This window comes from Paenibacillus turpanensis (assembly GCF_011421635.1).
GTDB classification, from domain to species: Bacteria; Bacillota; Bacilli; order Paenibacillales; family YIM-B00363; genus Paenibacillus_AK; species Paenibacillus_AK turpanensis.
In genome coordinates, this window is the sequence record NZ_WTLI01000013.1 from 1 (window position 1) to 17,538 (window position 17,538).

At 47.4% G+C, this 17,538-nt stretch carries 15 protein-coding genes and 1 riboswitch; of the genes, 3 read left to right on the top strand and 12 right to left on the bottom strand.

Going from position 1 to position 17,538, the window contains the following annotated elements; translation table 11 throughout:
* The 7 genes from GQS10_RS22935 to nrdI all read right to left on the bottom strand — a co-directional run.
* Positions 1-768: phosphatase PAP2 family protein (locus GQS10_RS22935; protein ID WP_341805063.1), on the bottom strand; the 768-nt coding region annotated here is incomplete at its 3' end.
* Between the two features lie 43 nt (positions 769-811).
* A complete protein-coding gene (locus GQS10_RS23155) occupies positions 812-2,551 on the bottom strand; it encodes an S-layer homology domain-containing protein (RefSeq protein ID WP_243735147.1) in 1,740 nt (579 codons plus the stop codon).
* A gap of 548 nt (positions 2,552-3,099) precedes the next feature.
* Positions 3,100-3,429 (bottom strand): DUF2500 family protein, encoded by a 330-nt coding sequence (locus tag GQS10_RS13145; RefSeq protein WP_166242886.1) that lies wholly within the window; start codon positions 3,427-3,429, stop codon positions 3,100-3,102.
* A gap of 360 nt (positions 3,430-3,789) precedes the next feature.
* Positions 3,790-4,362 carry a nitroreductase family protein gene (locus GQS10_RS13150; protein WP_166242888.1) on the bottom strand — a complete coding sequence of 191 codons (573 nt, stop codon included), beginning with the start codon at positions 4,360-4,362 and terminating at the stop codon, positions 3,790-3,792.
* A 124-nt stretch (positions 4,363-4,486) separates the two neighbouring features.
* Positions 4,487-5,449: a class 1b ribonucleoside-diphosphate reductase subunit beta gene (gene nrdF / locus GQS10_RS13155; RefSeq protein WP_166242890.1), complete on the bottom strand. Its 963-nt coding sequence runs from the start codon at positions 5,447-5,449 to the stop codon at positions 4,487-4,489.
* Between the two features lie 98 nt (positions 5,450-5,547).
* Positions 5,548-7,632, bottom strand: a complete 2,085-nt coding sequence (nrdE, locus tag GQS10_RS13160; RefSeq protein WP_166242892.1) for a class 1b ribonucleoside-diphosphate reductase subunit alpha — start codon at positions 7,630-7,632, stop codon at positions 5,548-5,550.
* Positions 7,619-7,978 carry a class Ib ribonucleoside-diphosphate reductase assembly flavoprotein NrdI gene (gene nrdI / locus GQS10_RS13165; RefSeq protein WP_166242894.1) on the bottom strand — a complete coding sequence of 120 codons (360 nt, stop codon included), beginning with the start codon at positions 7,976-7,978 and terminating at the stop codon, positions 7,619-7,621. Before nrdI ends, nrdE begins: the two co-directional genes overlap by 14 nt.
* A gap of 206 nt (positions 7,979-8,184) precedes the next feature.
* A riboswitch (cobalamin riboswitch) is annotated at positions 8,185-8,383 on the bottom strand.
* 270 nt (positions 8,384-8,653) lie between these two features.
* Between nrdI and hfq the strand changes: the two genes are divergently transcribed.
* Positions 8,654-8,848, top strand: coding sequence for an RNA chaperone Hfq (gene hfq, locus GQS10_RS23500; protein WP_166242896.1), 195 nt, complete (start codon positions 8,654-8,656; stop codon positions 8,846-8,848).
* 30 nt (positions 8,849-8,878) lie between these two features.
* A complete protein-coding gene (locus GQS10_RS13175; protein ID WP_166242898.1) occupies positions 8,879-9,484 on the top strand; it encodes a pentapeptide repeat-containing protein in 606 nt (201 codons plus the stop codon).
* A 161-nt stretch (positions 9,485-9,645) separates the two neighbouring features.
* On the opposite strand, the gene htpG is transcribed toward GQS10_RS13175, so the two are convergent.
* The 4 genes from htpG to GQS10_RS13195 form a co-directional block, all read right to left on the bottom strand.
* Positions 9,646-11,523, bottom strand: a complete 1,878-nt coding sequence (htpG, locus tag GQS10_RS13180) for a molecular chaperone HtpG (RefSeq protein WP_166242900.1) — start codon at positions 11,521-11,523, stop codon at positions 9,646-9,648.
* Between the two features lie 450 nt (positions 11,524-11,973).
* The gene (locus GQS10_RS13185) at positions 11,974-12,771 is read right to left on the bottom strand and encodes a DUF817 domain-containing protein (RefSeq protein WP_166242902.1); all 798 of its coding nucleotides are present in this window, start codon (positions 12,769-12,771) and stop codon (positions 11,974-11,976) included.
* A gap of 2 nt (positions 12,772-12,773) precedes the next feature.
* Positions 12,774-13,214, bottom strand: coding sequence for a hypothetical protein (locus tag GQS10_RS13190; RefSeq protein WP_166242903.1), 441 nt, complete (start codon positions 13,212-13,214; stop codon positions 12,774-12,776).
* Positions 13,215-13,526: 312 nt separating this feature from the next.
* Complete coding sequence (locus GQS10_RS13195) at positions 13,527-14,666, bottom strand: acyltransferase family protein (protein ID WP_166242905.1); 1,140 nt, start codon at positions 14,664-14,666, stop codon at positions 13,527-13,529.
* A gap of 208 nt (positions 14,667-14,874) precedes the next feature.
* On the opposite strand from GQS10_RS13195, the gene GQS10_RS13200 reads away from it, so the two are divergent.
* Entirely contained in the window at positions 14,875-15,519 is a 645-nt protein-coding gene (locus GQS10_RS13200; RefSeq protein WP_166242907.1) for a response regulator, read from the top strand.
* 39 nt (positions 15,520-15,558) lie between these two features.
* Here the strand turns inward: GQS10_RS13200 and GQS10_RS13205 are convergent, their stop codons facing one another.
* Complete coding sequence (locus tag GQS10_RS13205; protein WP_166242909.1) at positions 15,559-17,433, bottom strand: ATP-binding protein; 1,875 nt, start codon at positions 17,431-17,433, stop codon at positions 15,559-15,561.
* Positions 17,434-17,538 lie beyond the last annotated feature (105 nt).

The window sequence follows — 17,538 nt, forward strand, 5'->3', positions numbered from 1 at the left end:
GATGACTTCTTTGTTCTCTTCCTTATTCAATGCATAGGCAACCATGGCTGTAGCTTGTATTCTTGCACCAATGACATCAAGCGGGGAATGCATGCCGGTTACGATTCTATTTTCACCCATTTGAGCGGCCCTTGTTAAAAATTCAGCGTATCTTTCAGGCGTTGCATATGCGAACCCTAATACCGTCAAGTACGATGCACTCGTATGTCCGCTTGGGAATGCTCCGTCTTTCCCCATTCCGTCTTCCGCTTTTCTTCTTATATACTGCAATGCAGGAATGACCTTTACGTTCGATTCATATTGCTGGAAGTGTCTTTCTCCCGTTGATTTCTTTCCGCCGGACGGTAAAGCTTCAGAAGTTCCTTGGCCGCTGCCGAGCGTTTCCCAAACAGCTAAGCCATTCTCATCGACTACCTCTACAACCTCTCCGTTCGAATTCATTCTCCACGGTCTTGGCGAGGAGTAGAAATATTTCGAAGGATTGGAGGAGGCCGGAGTTCTAAAGCGAATCAAGCTCACCAAATCCAACATTTCGGAAAGCTCGGAATTTTCCCAATTCCCCATGCCTTGGCTCTGATCTTCTACGGTTTCTTCTTCCAGTACCAAGTTCATTTCATATACGTTTCGTGTCACACTCGTCGTCGGCTTAACAATATCGACGTACTTATTCGCCAGTGGACCGAAAGCTTCCATCATACTGTAGATCTTGTCGCGCTGGTCGTCATAATAGGCTGCCAACGCCTCTTCATCGGTGCGGTTTTGAGTCACATCTTCAACGTACTTGATATTGGCAACCCAAGTATTCGGATCTCTAATTTCTACGTTGTCGTAGGTNAGTACGGTTTTGAGTCACATCTTCAACATATTTGATATTGGCAACCCAAGTCGCCGGATCTCTAATTTCTACGTTCTTGTAGGTTTTCTTCTCCGCAACGACTGCTGCTGCATTGTTTTTGTAGCCGTCAAAATAAACCTCAGGTCCATCCCCATACTTCGCAGCTTTTCCGTTTGCTCCAGGCTCCACTAATGCCGTTCCGTCTCTCCAATTCGGTTGGTTCAAGGACCATACCTTATCAAAGCCATCTAAAATCTTAATGAACGGATTCGTGGCAGGAATATTTTTTAATGTGCCATCAGCGGCATTTTCTCCATTTTTTACAACGGGTAAAGGATACTCTACAGTTGGTACAGGTACATTCAGTTCGTTCGTCGTTCCCACTGGCTTCGATGGCTTCGATACCACATCATCATCATCGTCATCATTAGATGAGGACCCACCACCCCCGCCGCTGCCTCCGCCACTTGTGTTAGCTTGTGGAGTAGATACATTCACATTTTTGGCATCAGGATCGATTTCCGTTTTTTTCACGGTTCCGCTACCAGATATATTCGTTCCGCCTGCCTGTGCCCCTACTTTCACGATCTCAATAGCAGCACCTTGTTCAACAGTGATTTTCACTTTTGCTCTTACATTCACTTCCGTAAAAGAACCGTCAAACACAACGACGTCGTCCTCAGAAATTTCTCCTCCAACTACGACGCTGCTAAATCCTTCTGCACCTGAATCCAAATCTTCTTCTAATTTAGCTCCGGATTCAAGCATTACGTTATTGACCTTCGTGCTTCCTTTTGCAACAATTCGAACGTTTCCGCCTTTTTTATTTACCCTTACTTCAGGCAATACTGAATCGATAAAATACACACTGTTTTCTCCGCCGCCGAAGACAAAGGTTGTCCCTTCTACAGCAACATTCTCAAGCGATGCTTCCCCTTCTCCTACTTTTTCGGTTACGGTGAGGTCTCCTGAAATGTTCATGTTTTTCAGAACAACACCTGTTGCAGCAATCAACACATTTCCTTTAATCGTTTGACCTTCATAGGTACCCGCTTTGTCATAAATTACGTCGGTCAAACGGTCCATTCCTAAAGCATTATGCAATGCAGCAACTGCTTCCGCACGAGTAATTTGATTCAGGGGTTTAAAACTTTGGTCTGAATATCCGACCATAATATTGGCAGCTGCAACGGCACCTACAAAACCTTTGCTCCAAGCTGCAATAGAGGATGAATCACGAAAAGAATTCGCAGTTTCCTGATCCTCTGCTAAATCTTTAATTGTCGCGATAATCTTTGCTGCTTCTTGACGAGTTATTGGATGCTCCGGCTTCATCGTCTGATCCGTGTACCCATCCATATACCCCGCTGCTTTCGCTATGGATACTGCTCGGTAAAACCAGGCATCCTTAGCAACGTCTGTAAAGCTGATTCCCGTTTCAACTTTGTATCCAAAAACATGATTAACCAAACTCATAAATTCCGCTCTAGTGATGAAATTGTCAGGTTTGAATGAGCCGTCCGTGTAACCTTTGATCAAACCTTTGTCAATCCATACTTGAATTTTTCCTTCTGCCCAGTGTCCCTTGATGTCGGAGAACTGACCATCCTGATCCACAGCGAAACTCTGACCGGAAAACGTTGGGATTACCATAGAAAGCATGACAAGTAATACCAACGCCCTTTTTAATCGTCTTCTGAAAACTCTCAACAACATGATCCTCTCCTCATATTTTTGGTTTTTCTACTGCACCAGAAAATGATGAGGCAGACTCAAATTGGGTTTGAACACTCCAACGCCAAGCTGCGCTCCATCATCCTGTCCGGTACGCCGTTACTTTAGCATTTGAAGTGTTCCTCTATCTATAGAACGATTTCCTCTTTATATCAAAATCGTACGTTCTGGCTTATTTATTAGGTAGAACGAAACTTTAATGGAATATATTAGGAAACGTTTCTTGTACTACACACATAGAAGAAGTTTTTTTGGAGTTTTCTGGTAGCTTTGATGCAGGTGGAGTGTTTAGAATACGGGGGTTACCTATTGCTGCTTCATGTGAATTACTAGTTTCGTTTATTTAAAATTGGTTTCGTTTTTTACAAAATTCCTTAAAAAAATACCTCTTACTTCAAAATTCCCTTCGTCACCTTCATTCATTTTCTCGATAAGATAGTTTCTCCATCTGCATTCAATTCTCCATTCCTAATAATGTAAATTAGTAACTGGGACAAAGTTTCCTAATATTTGTGAGTACACCATAAACTCTAGTCATCTGCTTTTAAAAACTGTATAAATAATTCTCCTGAGTAAGTTAAATTTCCTCTATCACCTTGATTAATCGTGTTGTAGTAATCGGTATCATTTGTCTGTACTTTTATACGATTCCCGTACATATCTCTAAAATGAAAAATATAAGTTTTAAAGTTAGGAGAAGTCATACCCACTCTAAGTGTTTCCTTTTCTTTTCTTACTAGTTCACAAAAAGCTACTCGTTTATTTTTTTGTATAATCGCATTTAACCTCTTGTTAATAAAGAAATATAAAATCACTAAAAATATAAAAGGTATCGAAGCAATCATGATTGTTTTAAACATATTTCACCTTCCTGAAATGGTATACACTACTTCACGCTCAACCATACTTCTTTTCGAGGGTATACGTGAACTATCGCTGCCTCAACATGATGTTCCCTGATCCGGTCTCCGCTACAAGGCTTACCGATCCGTCACCGATAGTACCGGCTTTATCTGTTTCTTCCTCACGTATGAAACGTGCGGATTGATAGGGCCAACCAATGCTACTGTGCCCCGAATAGGTTTTTTAGTGGTAAGTCAGAGTCTTCGGCTCATCAACCAGCTATTTCCACTGCCTGCTTTTAGACTATAGTAATATCAATACCCAAACTCAACGAATTATTTTATGTCGATTATAAATGCAAAAAAAAGCTTGATTTCTCAAGCTTTTAGTTCATTGAGCCAAGTCACCTTCTGCTCCAGCGGCTTGCGGGCTGTGGCCGGAACCTCGTCTGCCGGGTACCCGATAAACAGCGAGCCAACGATCTTACGATTCTCCGGCACGCCGATCAAATCGTAGCTCCTGCGGTCTCGCACAAGACCTACGCCGCGTGTGCGCCATACCATGCCAAGGCCGAGCTCGGCCGCGGTCAGCCACATCGAATGAATCGCGCAGGCACACGCATACTCGTTGTCCTCGGAGGACGCCTCGTCTCCCTCAACGATGTCGGAGGTCACGACGATAATCAGCGGCGTCGTTTCCAGCACCGCCAGCGAATCCTTAACGAGATGCGGCTTTGTCGGGAAACGCTCCTCCAAAAACTGCCGCGCCGCTTCCTTGTACCGCTCAATCGCCTCGCCCCGCAGCACGTAAAAATGCCACGGCTCGCGCAGCCGGTCATTCGGCGCCAGGACCGCCGCCTCCAGCAGCTTCACGATTTTTTCGTCCTCGACCGGCTTCTGCACATAATTCCGTACCGCTCTGCGCTGCTTTAACAGCTCGATAACCGTCATTATTATTCCCCCTCTGCTACTAAATCACTTTCGGCAGCCAATGCAAGAAAAGAGCCATTAGGCGCATCAGCAAGATGCCCTCGCTAACCGTTCTAATGGCCCCGCCCAAGTGCAGCTGTTCTTCCTACTCAAACTTGAAATCGTCGTCGGTCAGCGGCTCCATGTTAATCGCGCGCACGTAGCCATTCCCCTTTTTCGAGAAAAAGTCGTGCTGCTTCGTATGGGTGCTGATGCCGTTCAGTACGATCGGGTTGATGTCCTCTTCCGGGAACAACGGCTCCTGGCCAAGGTTCATCATTGCTTTATTCGCGTTATATCGAAGATATGCTTTGACCTCGTCAACAAGTCCAACAGCTCCGTAAAGCTCCTCCGTGTAGGTCTCTTCATTTTCATGCAGAAAATGCAGCAGCCCATGCAGCGTCTCCAGCGCCTCGCGCTGCTCGTCTTCGCTCAGATCCGCGTAAACCTCCTGAGCCAGCACGCCGACATACAATCCATGTACGCTCTCATCGCGCAGGATCAAGTCGATGATTTCACCGCTGCTCGTCATTTTACCCTGACCGGCCAAATAAAGCGGATAGAAGAATCCGCTGTAGAACAAGTAGCTTTCCAGCAGCACTGAGGACGCCATCGCCAGGTACAGCTCCTTCAGGTTCGTGATCTGGTTATAGTAGCCCGAGATCGTCTTCGCCTTCAGCTGAAGCTGCGGCTGTTTTTCGACCCAGCGGAAAATAGCGTCAATTTCCTCCGTCGTCGCAAGCGTCGTAAAGATGCTGCTGTATGACTTCGCATGAATCTGCTCCATCATCCCCATAAACCCGAGCACCGCTTTGCGCTGTAAACCGGACACATGCTCGGTCAGCTTAGGCATACCGACGCCGCCCTGCACGGTATCCAGCAGCGTCAAGCCGCCAAGCACCTTCATATATAATTCCTGCTCCTGCTCACTCAAAGCGATCCATGACATTTTATCGTCGGAAAGCGGGATTTCATCGTCGGTCCAAAACTGCATAATATTTTGATTCCAAAAGGTTATTGTAAAGTCGTCATCCGGGCGATTCCAGTTGACTGCTTGAATTGCGCTCATGAGAAATCCCCTAACTAATTAATAGTAATCGTTTCGTTGCAATAAACGGGTGCATCCGATTTTCTGTGATCCGGTTCCCGATAACTTCGTTGTTTGCTTTACACCGAGCAGCTTAAGCACTCTTCTACTGTCAAGCGGTTCGTACGCGTGTAGTACAACGATTTCAAGCCCTTGTGTGCCGCATAGATGTAGTACCGCGCCAGCTGGCGTGTCGTTACGTCGCTGTTCACATGGAGCACCGTCGAAATGCCCTGGTCAACATGCGCCTGAATTTCTGCGATCAGATCCAGCACCTTGAACTGGTTCATCTGATACGCCGATTTATAGAAGAACAAATTATCGCGGCTTAGATATGGCATCGGATAATATGTCGTCGAGTTCGCGTAGGTGCGCGTTTCGATCAGCTCAACGACCGGCATGACGCTGGACGTCGCGTTTTGAATATAGGAAATGCTCTGCGTCGGAGCAATCGCGAGCCGGTACGCATGATACAGCCCGTGCTGCTGCACTTCTTGACTCAGCCTGCGCCAGTCATCCGGCGACGGGATGTCAAAGCCCTCGAACAGCTGCTTCCCCTTCTCTGTACGCGGACGGTAATCCGTTTCGAGATAACGGGTGAAATATTCGCCGCTCGCGTAATCCGAACGCTCAAACCCGTCGAATGTCACTCCGGTATCCCGCGCAATATGCATGCTCTTCTCAATGGAGTAAAAGTTCATCGTCATAAAGAAGGTGCGGGCAAAATCCTTCGCTTCTTCGCTTTCATAGGCAATCTTGTTTTTCGCCAGGAAGCCGTGAAGATTCATAGCTCCCAGACCGACGGAATGCAGCTCGCGGTTCGCCTTTGCTACCCCCGGTGCGTTCGAAATGCTGGTCATGTCGCTAACCGCCGTCAGCGCAAGCATGCCCTCGTATACGGATTCGCGGATTTTTTTCCGCTCCATCACATTCACAATATTCAGCGAAGCGAGGTTGCAGCTAATGTCGCGGCGAATAAGATCAGCTTGTCCGTAGTCGCCGATCTCAGATGTCTCCTGCAGCTGGAAAATCTCCGTGCATAGGTTGGACATTTTGATCGAGCCGATTCCTTTCAGCGCGTGGAAACGGTTCGCATTCGACTTATTCATGATGTAAGGGTAACCGGATTCCAGCTGCACCATCGCAATTTTCACCAGCATGTCGCGGGCGCTCATGATTACTTTCTTCTTGACGCGGTCGTCGGCCAGCAGCTTGTCGTACATTTCGTCCAAATCCATGTCATCCAGATGCTTGCCGTATGCTTTATACACCGTATAAGGAGCGAATACATGCAGCGGCTCATTGTCCTCCGCCAGCTTGTAGAAGCGGTTCGGCACGATGAGGCCGATCGACAACGTCTTCAGGCGAGTCTTCTCGTCGGCGTTAATTTTCTTGCTGTCTAAAAACTCCATGATGTCCCAGCCGAAAATGTTATAGTACGCTGCACCCGAGCCCTTGCGCTGTCCCATCTGATCGGCGTACGAAAAGGCGTCCTCCATCAGCTTCAGCACCGGCATAATGCCCTTCGCCGCGCCTTCCACGCCTTTGATCGTCTCGCCGCGTCCGCGCAGCTTCGACAAATTTACCGCGACGCCGCCGCCGATTTTCGACAGCTGCATGCAGGTGGACAGCACGTAGTTGATCGAATTAAGTGAGTCGTCCATTTCCAGCAGGAAGCAGGACACCATCTCGCCGCGGCGGCTTTTCGCTGCATTGAGGAACGTCGGCGTCGCCGGCTGCACCCGCTGCTCCATCATCGAAGCGGCTAGCGCGCGTGCCGTATCCATGCTGCCCCGTGCCAAATGAAGAGCCACAATGGCTACACGATCCGGATAATGCTCGAGATAAACGGAGCGGTCATTGCTTTTTACCGCATAATCCGTGTAAAACTTGCTTGCCGCCATATAAGAAGGGAACTCAAAGTTGTATCCGTGTGTAATCGCATAAATTTCTTCGACCTCAGCCTCCGAATACTTCTCATATACGTTCTCATAGTAGTCGTTGTCAATCATATAACGAACCTTTTCGGTCGTTGTGTTGAAGGTCAGGCTTTTGCGCTGCACCTCCTGCATAAACTCCTGTACCGCTTCCTGATCCTTCGAAAGCTGGAAAAATCCATCCTGGTCCCGCTGCATCAGCAGGTTATTCAACTCAATGTGCCGCAAGCGCACTCACTCCAGTCAAAAAAGATTCAACATCCCGTTTTGTCCCCGACAGCTCAAACTTCGTCACAACCGGGATTTTGTACTCGGCGGAAATTCGATCCGCGCTTTTGGCAAAGCCTTCGCCCCAATTGCGGTTCCCGCTCGCGGCTACCCCGCATAGAAAGGAATGATTCCGCTTTAGAAAACCCGACACCTTCTCGGGAACTTGACCGAAACCGGTCGTATACGTAACCAAAACATACGGCTCGTCCACAACGAGATCCTCATGAATCTGCTGCGAGGGTAAATTCAGCTTTTGAATAAACCGCTTTACGTTGCCTGTCTTGGAATCAAACAAAATCAGCATAGCAGCATGTCTCCTTTACTCTAAGCGGTGAGGCTTAAGAGGCTGTTCAGCTTTACGTTTGCATACTGACTTCATCCGTTAAAGACACAAAAAAGCACACCCGGCGGAGTAATGTTAGTGCCGAATGCGCTTTAACGACAGTCAATGACAAATTTCGCCTGAACTTCGCAGCAAAGCAGCTTCGGACACCTTCCTATCCATCGTAGGGATTGTGTCATGTACAGGCAGGTCTCCTGGCTCGGAGTCAGCATGCGCCCCGCCTTCCCGGCAAACATAACCAGTGGCGTTCTCGGAGCAGCACTCCATCCTTACAGTGGCGGGACCGCGCCGGCATTGCACCGGACTTCCCTATTAAGTCTTCTTCCCTATTTCGAAAAGAAAGACACCCGTACAACAATATATAGTCAGCGAAGTTTAATTTATATCAATATATTGTATTTGTCAATGAAATAATTGGATAATGATGCTAGAGTCATAAACCGCAGAACGGAGCCGGCGGCATGAAGAGAAAACCATTGATTACATCTGCCCCACGAGATTCATTTCACCCGGCGAACCCATGAAGTTTCAAAAAAAGTATTGACTATTTGGATGGATTATGCAGGTACTTGACACCCGTGTGCTATAGTAAAAACGATATTTATGAAATTCTTAATAGAAAGAAGGATAGTCGATATGGGAGAACCAAATCAAGATCATCAGCTGCACCAATTCCTTAAAAATCGCCAAGTATGCACGATCATTACAACTAATGGAGTACCCATTAAGGGAACCATTGAATTTTTCGATAAGTACATCATATTGCTGCAATCACCCTCAGGCAAACAGAGTATGATCTATAAACATGCTCTATCGACAATAATTGGTTAAAATAAAGGTCCATGATTCAGGAGGAGCCAAATGTTCCAACATATCAATCAAAACTATCAGGATTTAGATTTCGGCAGCCAGGATTTGAGGTACGGCGAGCTCATGAATTGTACTTTTTATCGCTGCTCATTTGCTAATGGATCACTAGAGGAGATAAATTCTACAAACTGTCGGTTTGTTGAATGCGATTTCCGTGGTGCTTTATTGATTGGCTCAATTCATCAAGAAACTGCGTTTGAGAATTGCAACTTTAACGGAGCGAACCTCTTTGTTTCGAAATTCGAGGATTGTAAAATGATGGGGTCTGAGTTTTCCAACACAAATTTGGACGGCATTTCTATAGTTCGAGGCGACTGGTCTTACACAAACTTGAGGAATACCGGGTTAGCTAAGCAGGATTTACGGGGTATTAAGTTTTTTGAGGCTGACTTATCAGGAGCCAATTTAGAAAAGGCAGATTTAAGAAATAGTGATTTGTCTATGGCGATACTGGCAAAAGCTAACGTAAGGGGGGCTGATGCAAGAGGCGCTGTTATGGAAGGGATAGATTTCAAAACTTTTACCATTACCGGTATGAAAATGGATCGGGAACAATGTATTTTGGTAGCTCTGTCTTATGGAGCGAAAGTAGAATAGATCACCGGCTGCTCGTAATCCCCTTGACTTAATGTAAACGGCAGCCAACGACAGGCTGCCGTTTACATTAATGGTCAAAATAAATACGCCCAGCAGGTTATTTGAATTAACACTATCATGAGGGAGTCCCGACCGATTTTGCCTGTCACTCCCCTGTTCATTTACTTCATAATTTTGCACATGTCGTTCGTAAATTGCACCGGGTCTTCAACCGGCAGCCCTTCAATCAGCAATGCCTGATTGTATAGAAGATTCGTGTACAGCTTCAGCTTCTCCTGGTCACCATCTGCCGCTTCCTTCAGCGACTTGAATACGTCGTGGTTAACGTTGATTTCCAGCACCTTGTCCGCCTTCACATCACGGCTGTCCGGCATCGCCTTCAAAACCTTCTCCATTTCGATGGTGATTTCACCCTCGGTGGACAAGCACACTGGATGCGTCTTCAAGCGCTTGGACGCTTTTACCTCTTTTACCTTGTCCGCAAGAATCGTCTTCATCTGCTCGAACAGCTCTTTGTTCTCCGTCTCGTTCTCCTGCTGCTTCTCCTTCTCATCAGCTTCGATGCCAAGGTCGCCGCTCGATACCGATTTAAACTCCTTCTCCTTGTAGCTGCGCAGCATTTTAATAGCAAATTCATCAATTTCATCCGTGAAAAAGAGAATTTCGTAGCCTTTATCGGCAACCAGCTCGGTTTGCGGCAGCTTTTCGATGCGCTCTACCGACTCGCCTGAAGCGTAATAAATGTACTTCTGATCCTCAGGCATGCGCTCGACATACTCGTCAAGGGTAACCAGCTTCTTCTCCTTGGAGGAGTAAAACAGCAGCAGATCCTGTAAATCGTCCTTATGCGCGCCGAAATCGCTGTAAGCGCCGAATTTCAGCTGTTTGCCGAACGACTTGTAAAACTTTTCGTACTTCTCGCGCTCTTCCTTCAGCAGCGTTTGCAGCTCTTTCTTAATGCGGTTTTTGATGTTTTTCGCAATCAGCTTCAGCTGGCGGTCATTCTGCAGCAGCTCGCGGGAGATATTGAGCGACAAGTCCTCAGAGTCAACCATCCCTTTAACGAAGCTGAAATAATCCGGCAGCAGATCGGCGCATTTATCCATAATAAGCACGCCGTTGGAGTACAGCTCCAGCCCCTTCTCATATTCCTTCGTGTAATAATCAAAAGGCGTATGCTCCGGAATGTATAGGATCGCATTGTAAACAACCGCGCCGTCCGCGCTGATATGAATATGCTTCAGCGGCTTATCGAAGCCATAACGCTTCTCATTATAAAAACGCTCGTAATCCTCTGCGGTCAGCTCGTTTTTATTTTTGCGCCAAATCGGCACCATGCTGTTGATCGTCTGCTCTTCCTGGTACTCCTCAAATTCGTTCTCGCTGCCTTCCTTCAGCCGTTGCGACTTCACATCCATCTTAATCGGGTAACGAATGAAATCCGAATACTTCTTAATGATGGAACGCAAACGGTATTCCTCTAAATACTCGTCGTAGCTGTCGTCTTCCGTGTTTTCTTTTATTTTCAAAATAATTTCTGTTCCGACCGTATCCTTCTCTGCTGGAACAATGGTATACCCATCGGCACCGGCGGATTCCCATTTGTAGGCTTGATCGCTCCCCAACGCCTTCGAAATTACCGTAACGACGTCAGCCACCATGAAGGCGGAATAGAACCCTACACCGAACTGGCCGATGATATTATGACCGTCTTTAACTTCATTCTCTTTCTTAAATGCGAGGGAGCCGCTCTTCGCGATTACTCCCAGGTTGTTTTCAAGGTCCTCCTGCGTCATGCCGATGCCGGTGTCGGCAATCGTCAGCGTGCGATTCCCTTTATCAGCAGTAATTTTAATAAAGTAATCGTCTTTATTAAAAACCAGCTGCGAGTCAGATAAGGCCTTGTAGTAAATTTTATCGATCGCATCACTTGCGTTGGAAATCAGCTCGCGCAAGAAAATTTCACGCTGCGTATAGATCGAATTGATCATCATTTCCAGCAGGCGCTTGGATTCGGCTTGAAACTGTTTTTTCTCCATTAGACAATCTTCCTTTCATCGTCGCTTAATTATTACACTTCGAAGGAGGCGGTCCGCCTCTGTTTCGCCTTCTTTAGCACTCGTTAGGCAAGAGTGCTAGTCCCTGCTTTTTATATAACATATCCCATTTTTCGATGTCAACAGCAACAGCAGCGGGATGTCCAACGTTCATTTTACCATTTCATGGTACGATGCGGAAATACGACGAGACTCTCTAAGCTTCTATACGGAAAGCTCGAATAGCAAAACAAATCTCGACACCATTATATTTAATGAGATTAACATATGCATAAAGAGAATAAGCTTTTCGTTCGACTCGAAATTTATCGAATAATAGCGGGCAAATTATAGTAAATGACCTTTATATTTCACTTCATTAACTATTATACAAAAAGAAAGGACTGCCATATAAGCTTCTCTCAGCTTTTACCGGCAGCCCGATCACAATGGTTACAGCATTCGATTTACATTTGAATGTTCTCTCGCGTTACTTCGTCCCTTCACTCTTTTCAAGGTAGCCACAATCAAGAAGCTGACAATGACCAGCAGAAGCCAGGAATGCGCCTTGCCAAAATGAACGAGTCGCCACGTATCCGATTGATTCGGATACTCCCATGCCCCGAAATACGTTGCAATATTTTCCGCAATCCAAATAAAAAATCCGATTAAAACAAAAGAAAGCGCAAGCGGCATTCGATACCGAACGCCTCCCACCTCGTACGAAACCGCTGCCCGCCAAAATACGACAATCACAAGTATAGATAGAATCCACCGTACATCAAACCAGTAATGATGTGTAAAAAAATTCAGGTATATCGCTGTGGTTAAAGGAATGACGATCGGAGCTGAAGGCCAGCGAATCAGCTCGACCCGTAAACGGCGCCACGCTTGGCAAAGATAACTGGCTACACTCGCGTACATGAAGCCGCTGTAAAGAGGAACATTGAATATCTTCGTATATGCGTCCTCGGGGTAAGACCATGAGCCCATATGTACTTTAAACCATTCCAAAGCTAAGCCAATGAAATGAAACACGGTGATCACCTTGAGCTCATCCTTCGTTTCCAGACCGGATTTGAGCATCCATAGCTGCATGATCAAGCAAATCAGCAGAAGCCAGTCATACCGCGGAAGCCATGGCAGCGGAATAAGCTGAGTCAAGGCAAGCGATGCAAAAATAACGACAGGGAACACGCACGATAGCGCTTGCTGCCAGCCAAAGCGTACGAGCTGTTTTAGTGCTCCCATGGCTAGGGTCCAACCTCGAACCATGTTTGGTACCGATCCAAGTTTTCTTCGGAATGATTGCTTGCATCCGCCGTTTTAAAATAATTGGTAGCATAACGCATCGGCTCTCCACCTTCCGCAGGATATACGTTTAAGTAAAAGGTAGAAATTTCAAGATCCCAATCGACCTTCTCCGCAATGCTTTCCATCGAGTCCACCGTTACAAAAGCTTTGACCGCACTAATGATTCCTTCTACTTCCTGCTTCGAGGCTGAATCCTTTAGTCTGATCGTACACGTAACCGAAGGCCGCATAAACGTAATTTGGATGCTCTCCACTGGGTACTGCTTCTTCAACTGCTGCGTAAGCTCTCGTGTCCCTGCCGTTGATACAGAGTGTGTCACACTGCAGCCGGCCAACAATAGCACAACGAGAAATATCCACACTCGATAGTTTCGCTTCATCCATGTTTGCTCCTTTCAGCAGGAACTATAGCTTAACCAGCCTTATGATGCTTATAACCACAAGAAACAGACCAACTCCTTGAACGATAAGCCGCCAGTACCATCGTAACGGCCCCTTTTTACGGTAAGGCTTAATCCCAAGATAAAACCATTTCCAAAAACGCTGCGGCAGCAGAAGTGCGAACAATCCCACAATGAAACCAAAGCCACAAACTATTATGGAGAACAATACTTGTACATTCATACCGACCACTCTTCTCCCTCATTCTACTCCATTAATAAACGGCAGAAGTGCGAATAATGTTTCATGTATTAAAGGATACGAGCGGCACGCGGAATTTTCCGCACCAATGAAGCAGCGGCAAAGCTGATTGGTACGGCAATCCCTCCCACAAGAATAAATTTCAATAATGGAAAAATCTCCAAGCCTTGAAGAGCAAACGCAATATACGTCACAGCAAGTGGGTGGAAAATATAAGCACCAAAGGCATGAGTTGACCACCACGCCGTCCTTTTCTCCCCTATATCTTTCCGTTTGCGGTACCAGACAAGCAGCACCATCGAAATACCAAGCCCCAAAATTGGATCTACGATAGAATAAAAAGCCGACTGCCAAGTCATCCCGCCTTCGAAGGCGGAAGTATCTCCCTCTAACGCGCCGCCAAAAATCATGGCCACTGGAAGAGCGATAAATGCAAGAATAGCGGCAGTTCCCCACCTACGCGCAGAGGGGACGGTAAGCTTATGCAGCCACTGTCCGCGATACGCAGCAATCCCGCCTGCAAACAACCCGATATAAGCCGGAAAATATCCGAGCTGCAGCGATAGCAGCTCCTCGCCGATCGGCATCCACAATCGGATCACGAAATTGCCGAGTCCGACAAGAGCGAGATACACGAGAAGCTTGCGAGCCGTAAGCTTCGGAGCGCCGAGTGCCGAGTGGTCTTGTCCGGCGACACGGTCCACTCTCCGATAAGCAGCGTAAGCTCCATTGAACAACAGGAGAGCAAACAAAAACCAAAGCGGGCCGATTTCAAAGCCCGATAGTCCAAGGCCTGCCTGCCGAAGAAAATCCCCCCACATATAGTCCCCGAACGATTCCTTTGCTCCTAAAGAAACGTACTGCAGCAGCGGCGTAATGATCATCATATAAAAGAGCATCGGCACTCCAAAGCGAAGAATCCGGTCCTTCATGAAGCGAAGCTCACCCTTGCGGTCGAAAGAAGCTGGTGTAACATAGCCTGAAATGAAAAAGAAAAGCCCCATAAAGAACGATTGATTGGTGACCGTAAATAAGGTCAGCAAAATGGCCGACGCTCCAAAGTTTTGATTTTCGTAATAGTACCAGCTGCCGCTCCCGCCATACATAATTGCCGTGTGATGCAGCACAACCAGCGCCGTCATCAGAACTTTTATCCGATCTAAATAGATAAGTCGATTCGGTTTCTCCATCATCGCACCTCGTCATCTTCGATATGGTTCACCTTACCATGGCGAACGCGCAGCGATCACCGAAAAAACGAAAGCCTCCCCCGCAAAATTTTGACAACGACACCGAAAGCACGATTTCGGTTTTCTCCAGCGGGCATTCGGTGAAACACTCCAAGTCCTATGGTATAGTGAAAAGAAGTAGGTACAGCCTTGAAAGGAACGACTGACGATGCGGATTTTACTCGTGGATGACCACCATACCTTTTTAGCAGGCTCGGCTCTCATCCTGCAAAAGCACGGCTTCTCGACCCAGACGGCTTCCTCAGGACAGGAAGCGCTGAAGCGAATACAATCCGAAGAGCCATTTGATTTGTACTTGTATGACCTTAAGTTCCCCGAAATGAACGGCTTTGAGCTTACGGAGCGCACACTGCAAATAGATACAAACGCAAAAATCGTCATTTTAACCGGGGAAGATATAAGTGAGCATTATGATCGGCTCATCGAGCTCGGCGTTTGCGGCATACTGGAAAAATCGGTTGGCGAGCTGGAATGGATTGCTTCTCTGCGTCTGGCCGCGAAAGGGTTTATTGCCCTGCCCCTTCCACTAGCCCGAAAACTGCGTACCAAAACACTGCTTGAAGACGTTAGCACCGGCACCGGCTCCCGCTCCCCGCTCACCAATAAAGAACTTTCGGTGCTAAAGCTGATCGCACATGGGCTCAAAAATAAAGACATTGCGGAACGGCTTTTTATGAGCCAGCGCAATGTCGAATATCATATTTCGCATGTGTTTGATAAATTGCAGGTCCAATCCAGACAAGAGGCCGTAGCCAAAGGCATCGAGCTGAAGCTGCTTAAAATCGAGGGATAAGTGCAGCCGCAATGGCAGCACTTCCTCTAAAGCTTCATTTCAGCTGCAGGGGATCGAGCACGTCAATCGCAGCCCTTTTCCCGGTCCGCTCTGCAGCTCTACATCACCATCCAGCATTTTTACGCGCTCGCGAATTCCCTGCAAGCCAAGCTGCTCCCCCGCCGCCGACCGTTCCTCTGGATTAACCTGAAGTCCTACCCCATCATCCTCATAGCGAACGAATAGCTTCTGCCCTTCTTGTCCCGTCTTCAGCCTGACCACCGCTGCCCTTGAGTGCTTCATCGCATTATGAAGCAGCTCTTGAACAATCCGATATAGTGCGAGCTGCCGTTCTTCCTCAATATGTCCAGCTATGGGAAGCGTCTGATACTCCAATCGAAAGTCCGCACGAAGCCGCGTCTTCTCTACTAAATGAGAAACGGCTTGCAGGACACCATGCTCCAGCAAAAAGGACGGCATGAGCTCCGTACACGTTTCCCGAATCATCCATTCCGTATTTTCCAGACCCATTCGAACCTCGTCTAGGGCAGGCGAGTGCTCCAGCAGCCGGCGGAGGTGAAGAATTTCTTGCAGCACCTCGTCATGCAAATCGGAAGCAAGCCGTTTACGCTCCTTCTCTGCGATTTGCAAAAACAGCTTTGACGCCCATGGCTGACGCCGGTTATCATCCAATTCCAATAAGCGTCGTTCGAGCAAGGATAAATGTTCGGCAAAGATGGCCGCATATTTTGCAAAAAGCATGAAGGAAAACCGTTCGCCTTCCTCCAGCTGCAACGCTCCATGGAACGTTACGAGCGCAGCATAAAGCTCCTGCTCATGCAGCCTGCCAGCCGGATAGACGACCGCGGTGTGATCGGCCACCCGAACGTATGAGGAAGCGGAAACGTCTTTAATCCGCTCGAGTAGGCCGGCAGGCACCTCTCCGCCCAAAGCAGAAGCCTGTTCCGTGCGGGGATCCCTTACGATCAGCCGAAAGGCATGCGGCGTAAAGTAATTCGCTCCCTCGCGAAGCAAAATCTGCTGTAAATCCGCGGAGCGGTAAGCTTTCGTCAGCTTCGTCAATAAACCGTCCAGCGCCTTCCGCGTCTCCATTTCCTCTCGGTTGTCCCGAAGCGTGCGAATAAATCGTTTTAGAAACAATGTTCCAAACAATAGGATTAACACAAGAAACGCCCATGGAAACGTATCCTCCAACGCCTGCTGCCAGAAAATCGGCTGATACCCGATGCTTCGGCCCAGCCTGTCCTCCATAACATCCTTGGCAAAGTCCGGAAGAAGCAGTGCAAAAAACAGCATAAATCCGCCGGCCATCGTTCGCATTTCCCGGTTCAATTCTTTTTCCCGGAGCAATTGCAGGAAAACAAACAGGTGAACCCCAATCCCGATGAAAATAACAATGTACAGTAAGCGGTTCAGCAGCAATCCAATGGACTCATCTGCCCCTGCAGCCGTGAACAGTACTGCGGCCGCAAACAATAGAGCGACTACGCCGAGCAGCCCCCGCAAAAGCGGTCCGCGTGATTTGGGCATAAGCCGATGAAGAAGAGCAAACGCAATGTACGTTAGTCCTGCTTTTACGGCAAGGGATTGATAAGCCGCTGAAGGGATTGGACCAAACAGCATCACCTTCTCATCCCATTCAGAGAGCAGCTGAAGTCCGGAAGTAAACGAAAAAGCCGATAAATACAAATAGCCTTTCTCCTTCGGTAACACAAAAAACATCGCAGCAAACAAAAAGCTGAACACCCAAAACAGCAGCACAAAGCCCGCATCGTCCAAATGGAAGCGCAGCCGGTTTATGTCCTCCCCCACGTAGGGCAGCGGCGACATCAAAAATAGATTGATTAACCCATTGCAGAGTAAAATAGCGATCCCCGCTAACACGGGCAATAAAATTCGTTTGACCTTATTCATGTGTATCCGCTCACTCCGGTTCGACGTTCACTTAAGCTATCATTATAAGGGACAAGCGTTCTGTCGAGCGAGCAAAATATTCCGAATTGTCCATCCGTGCTAATC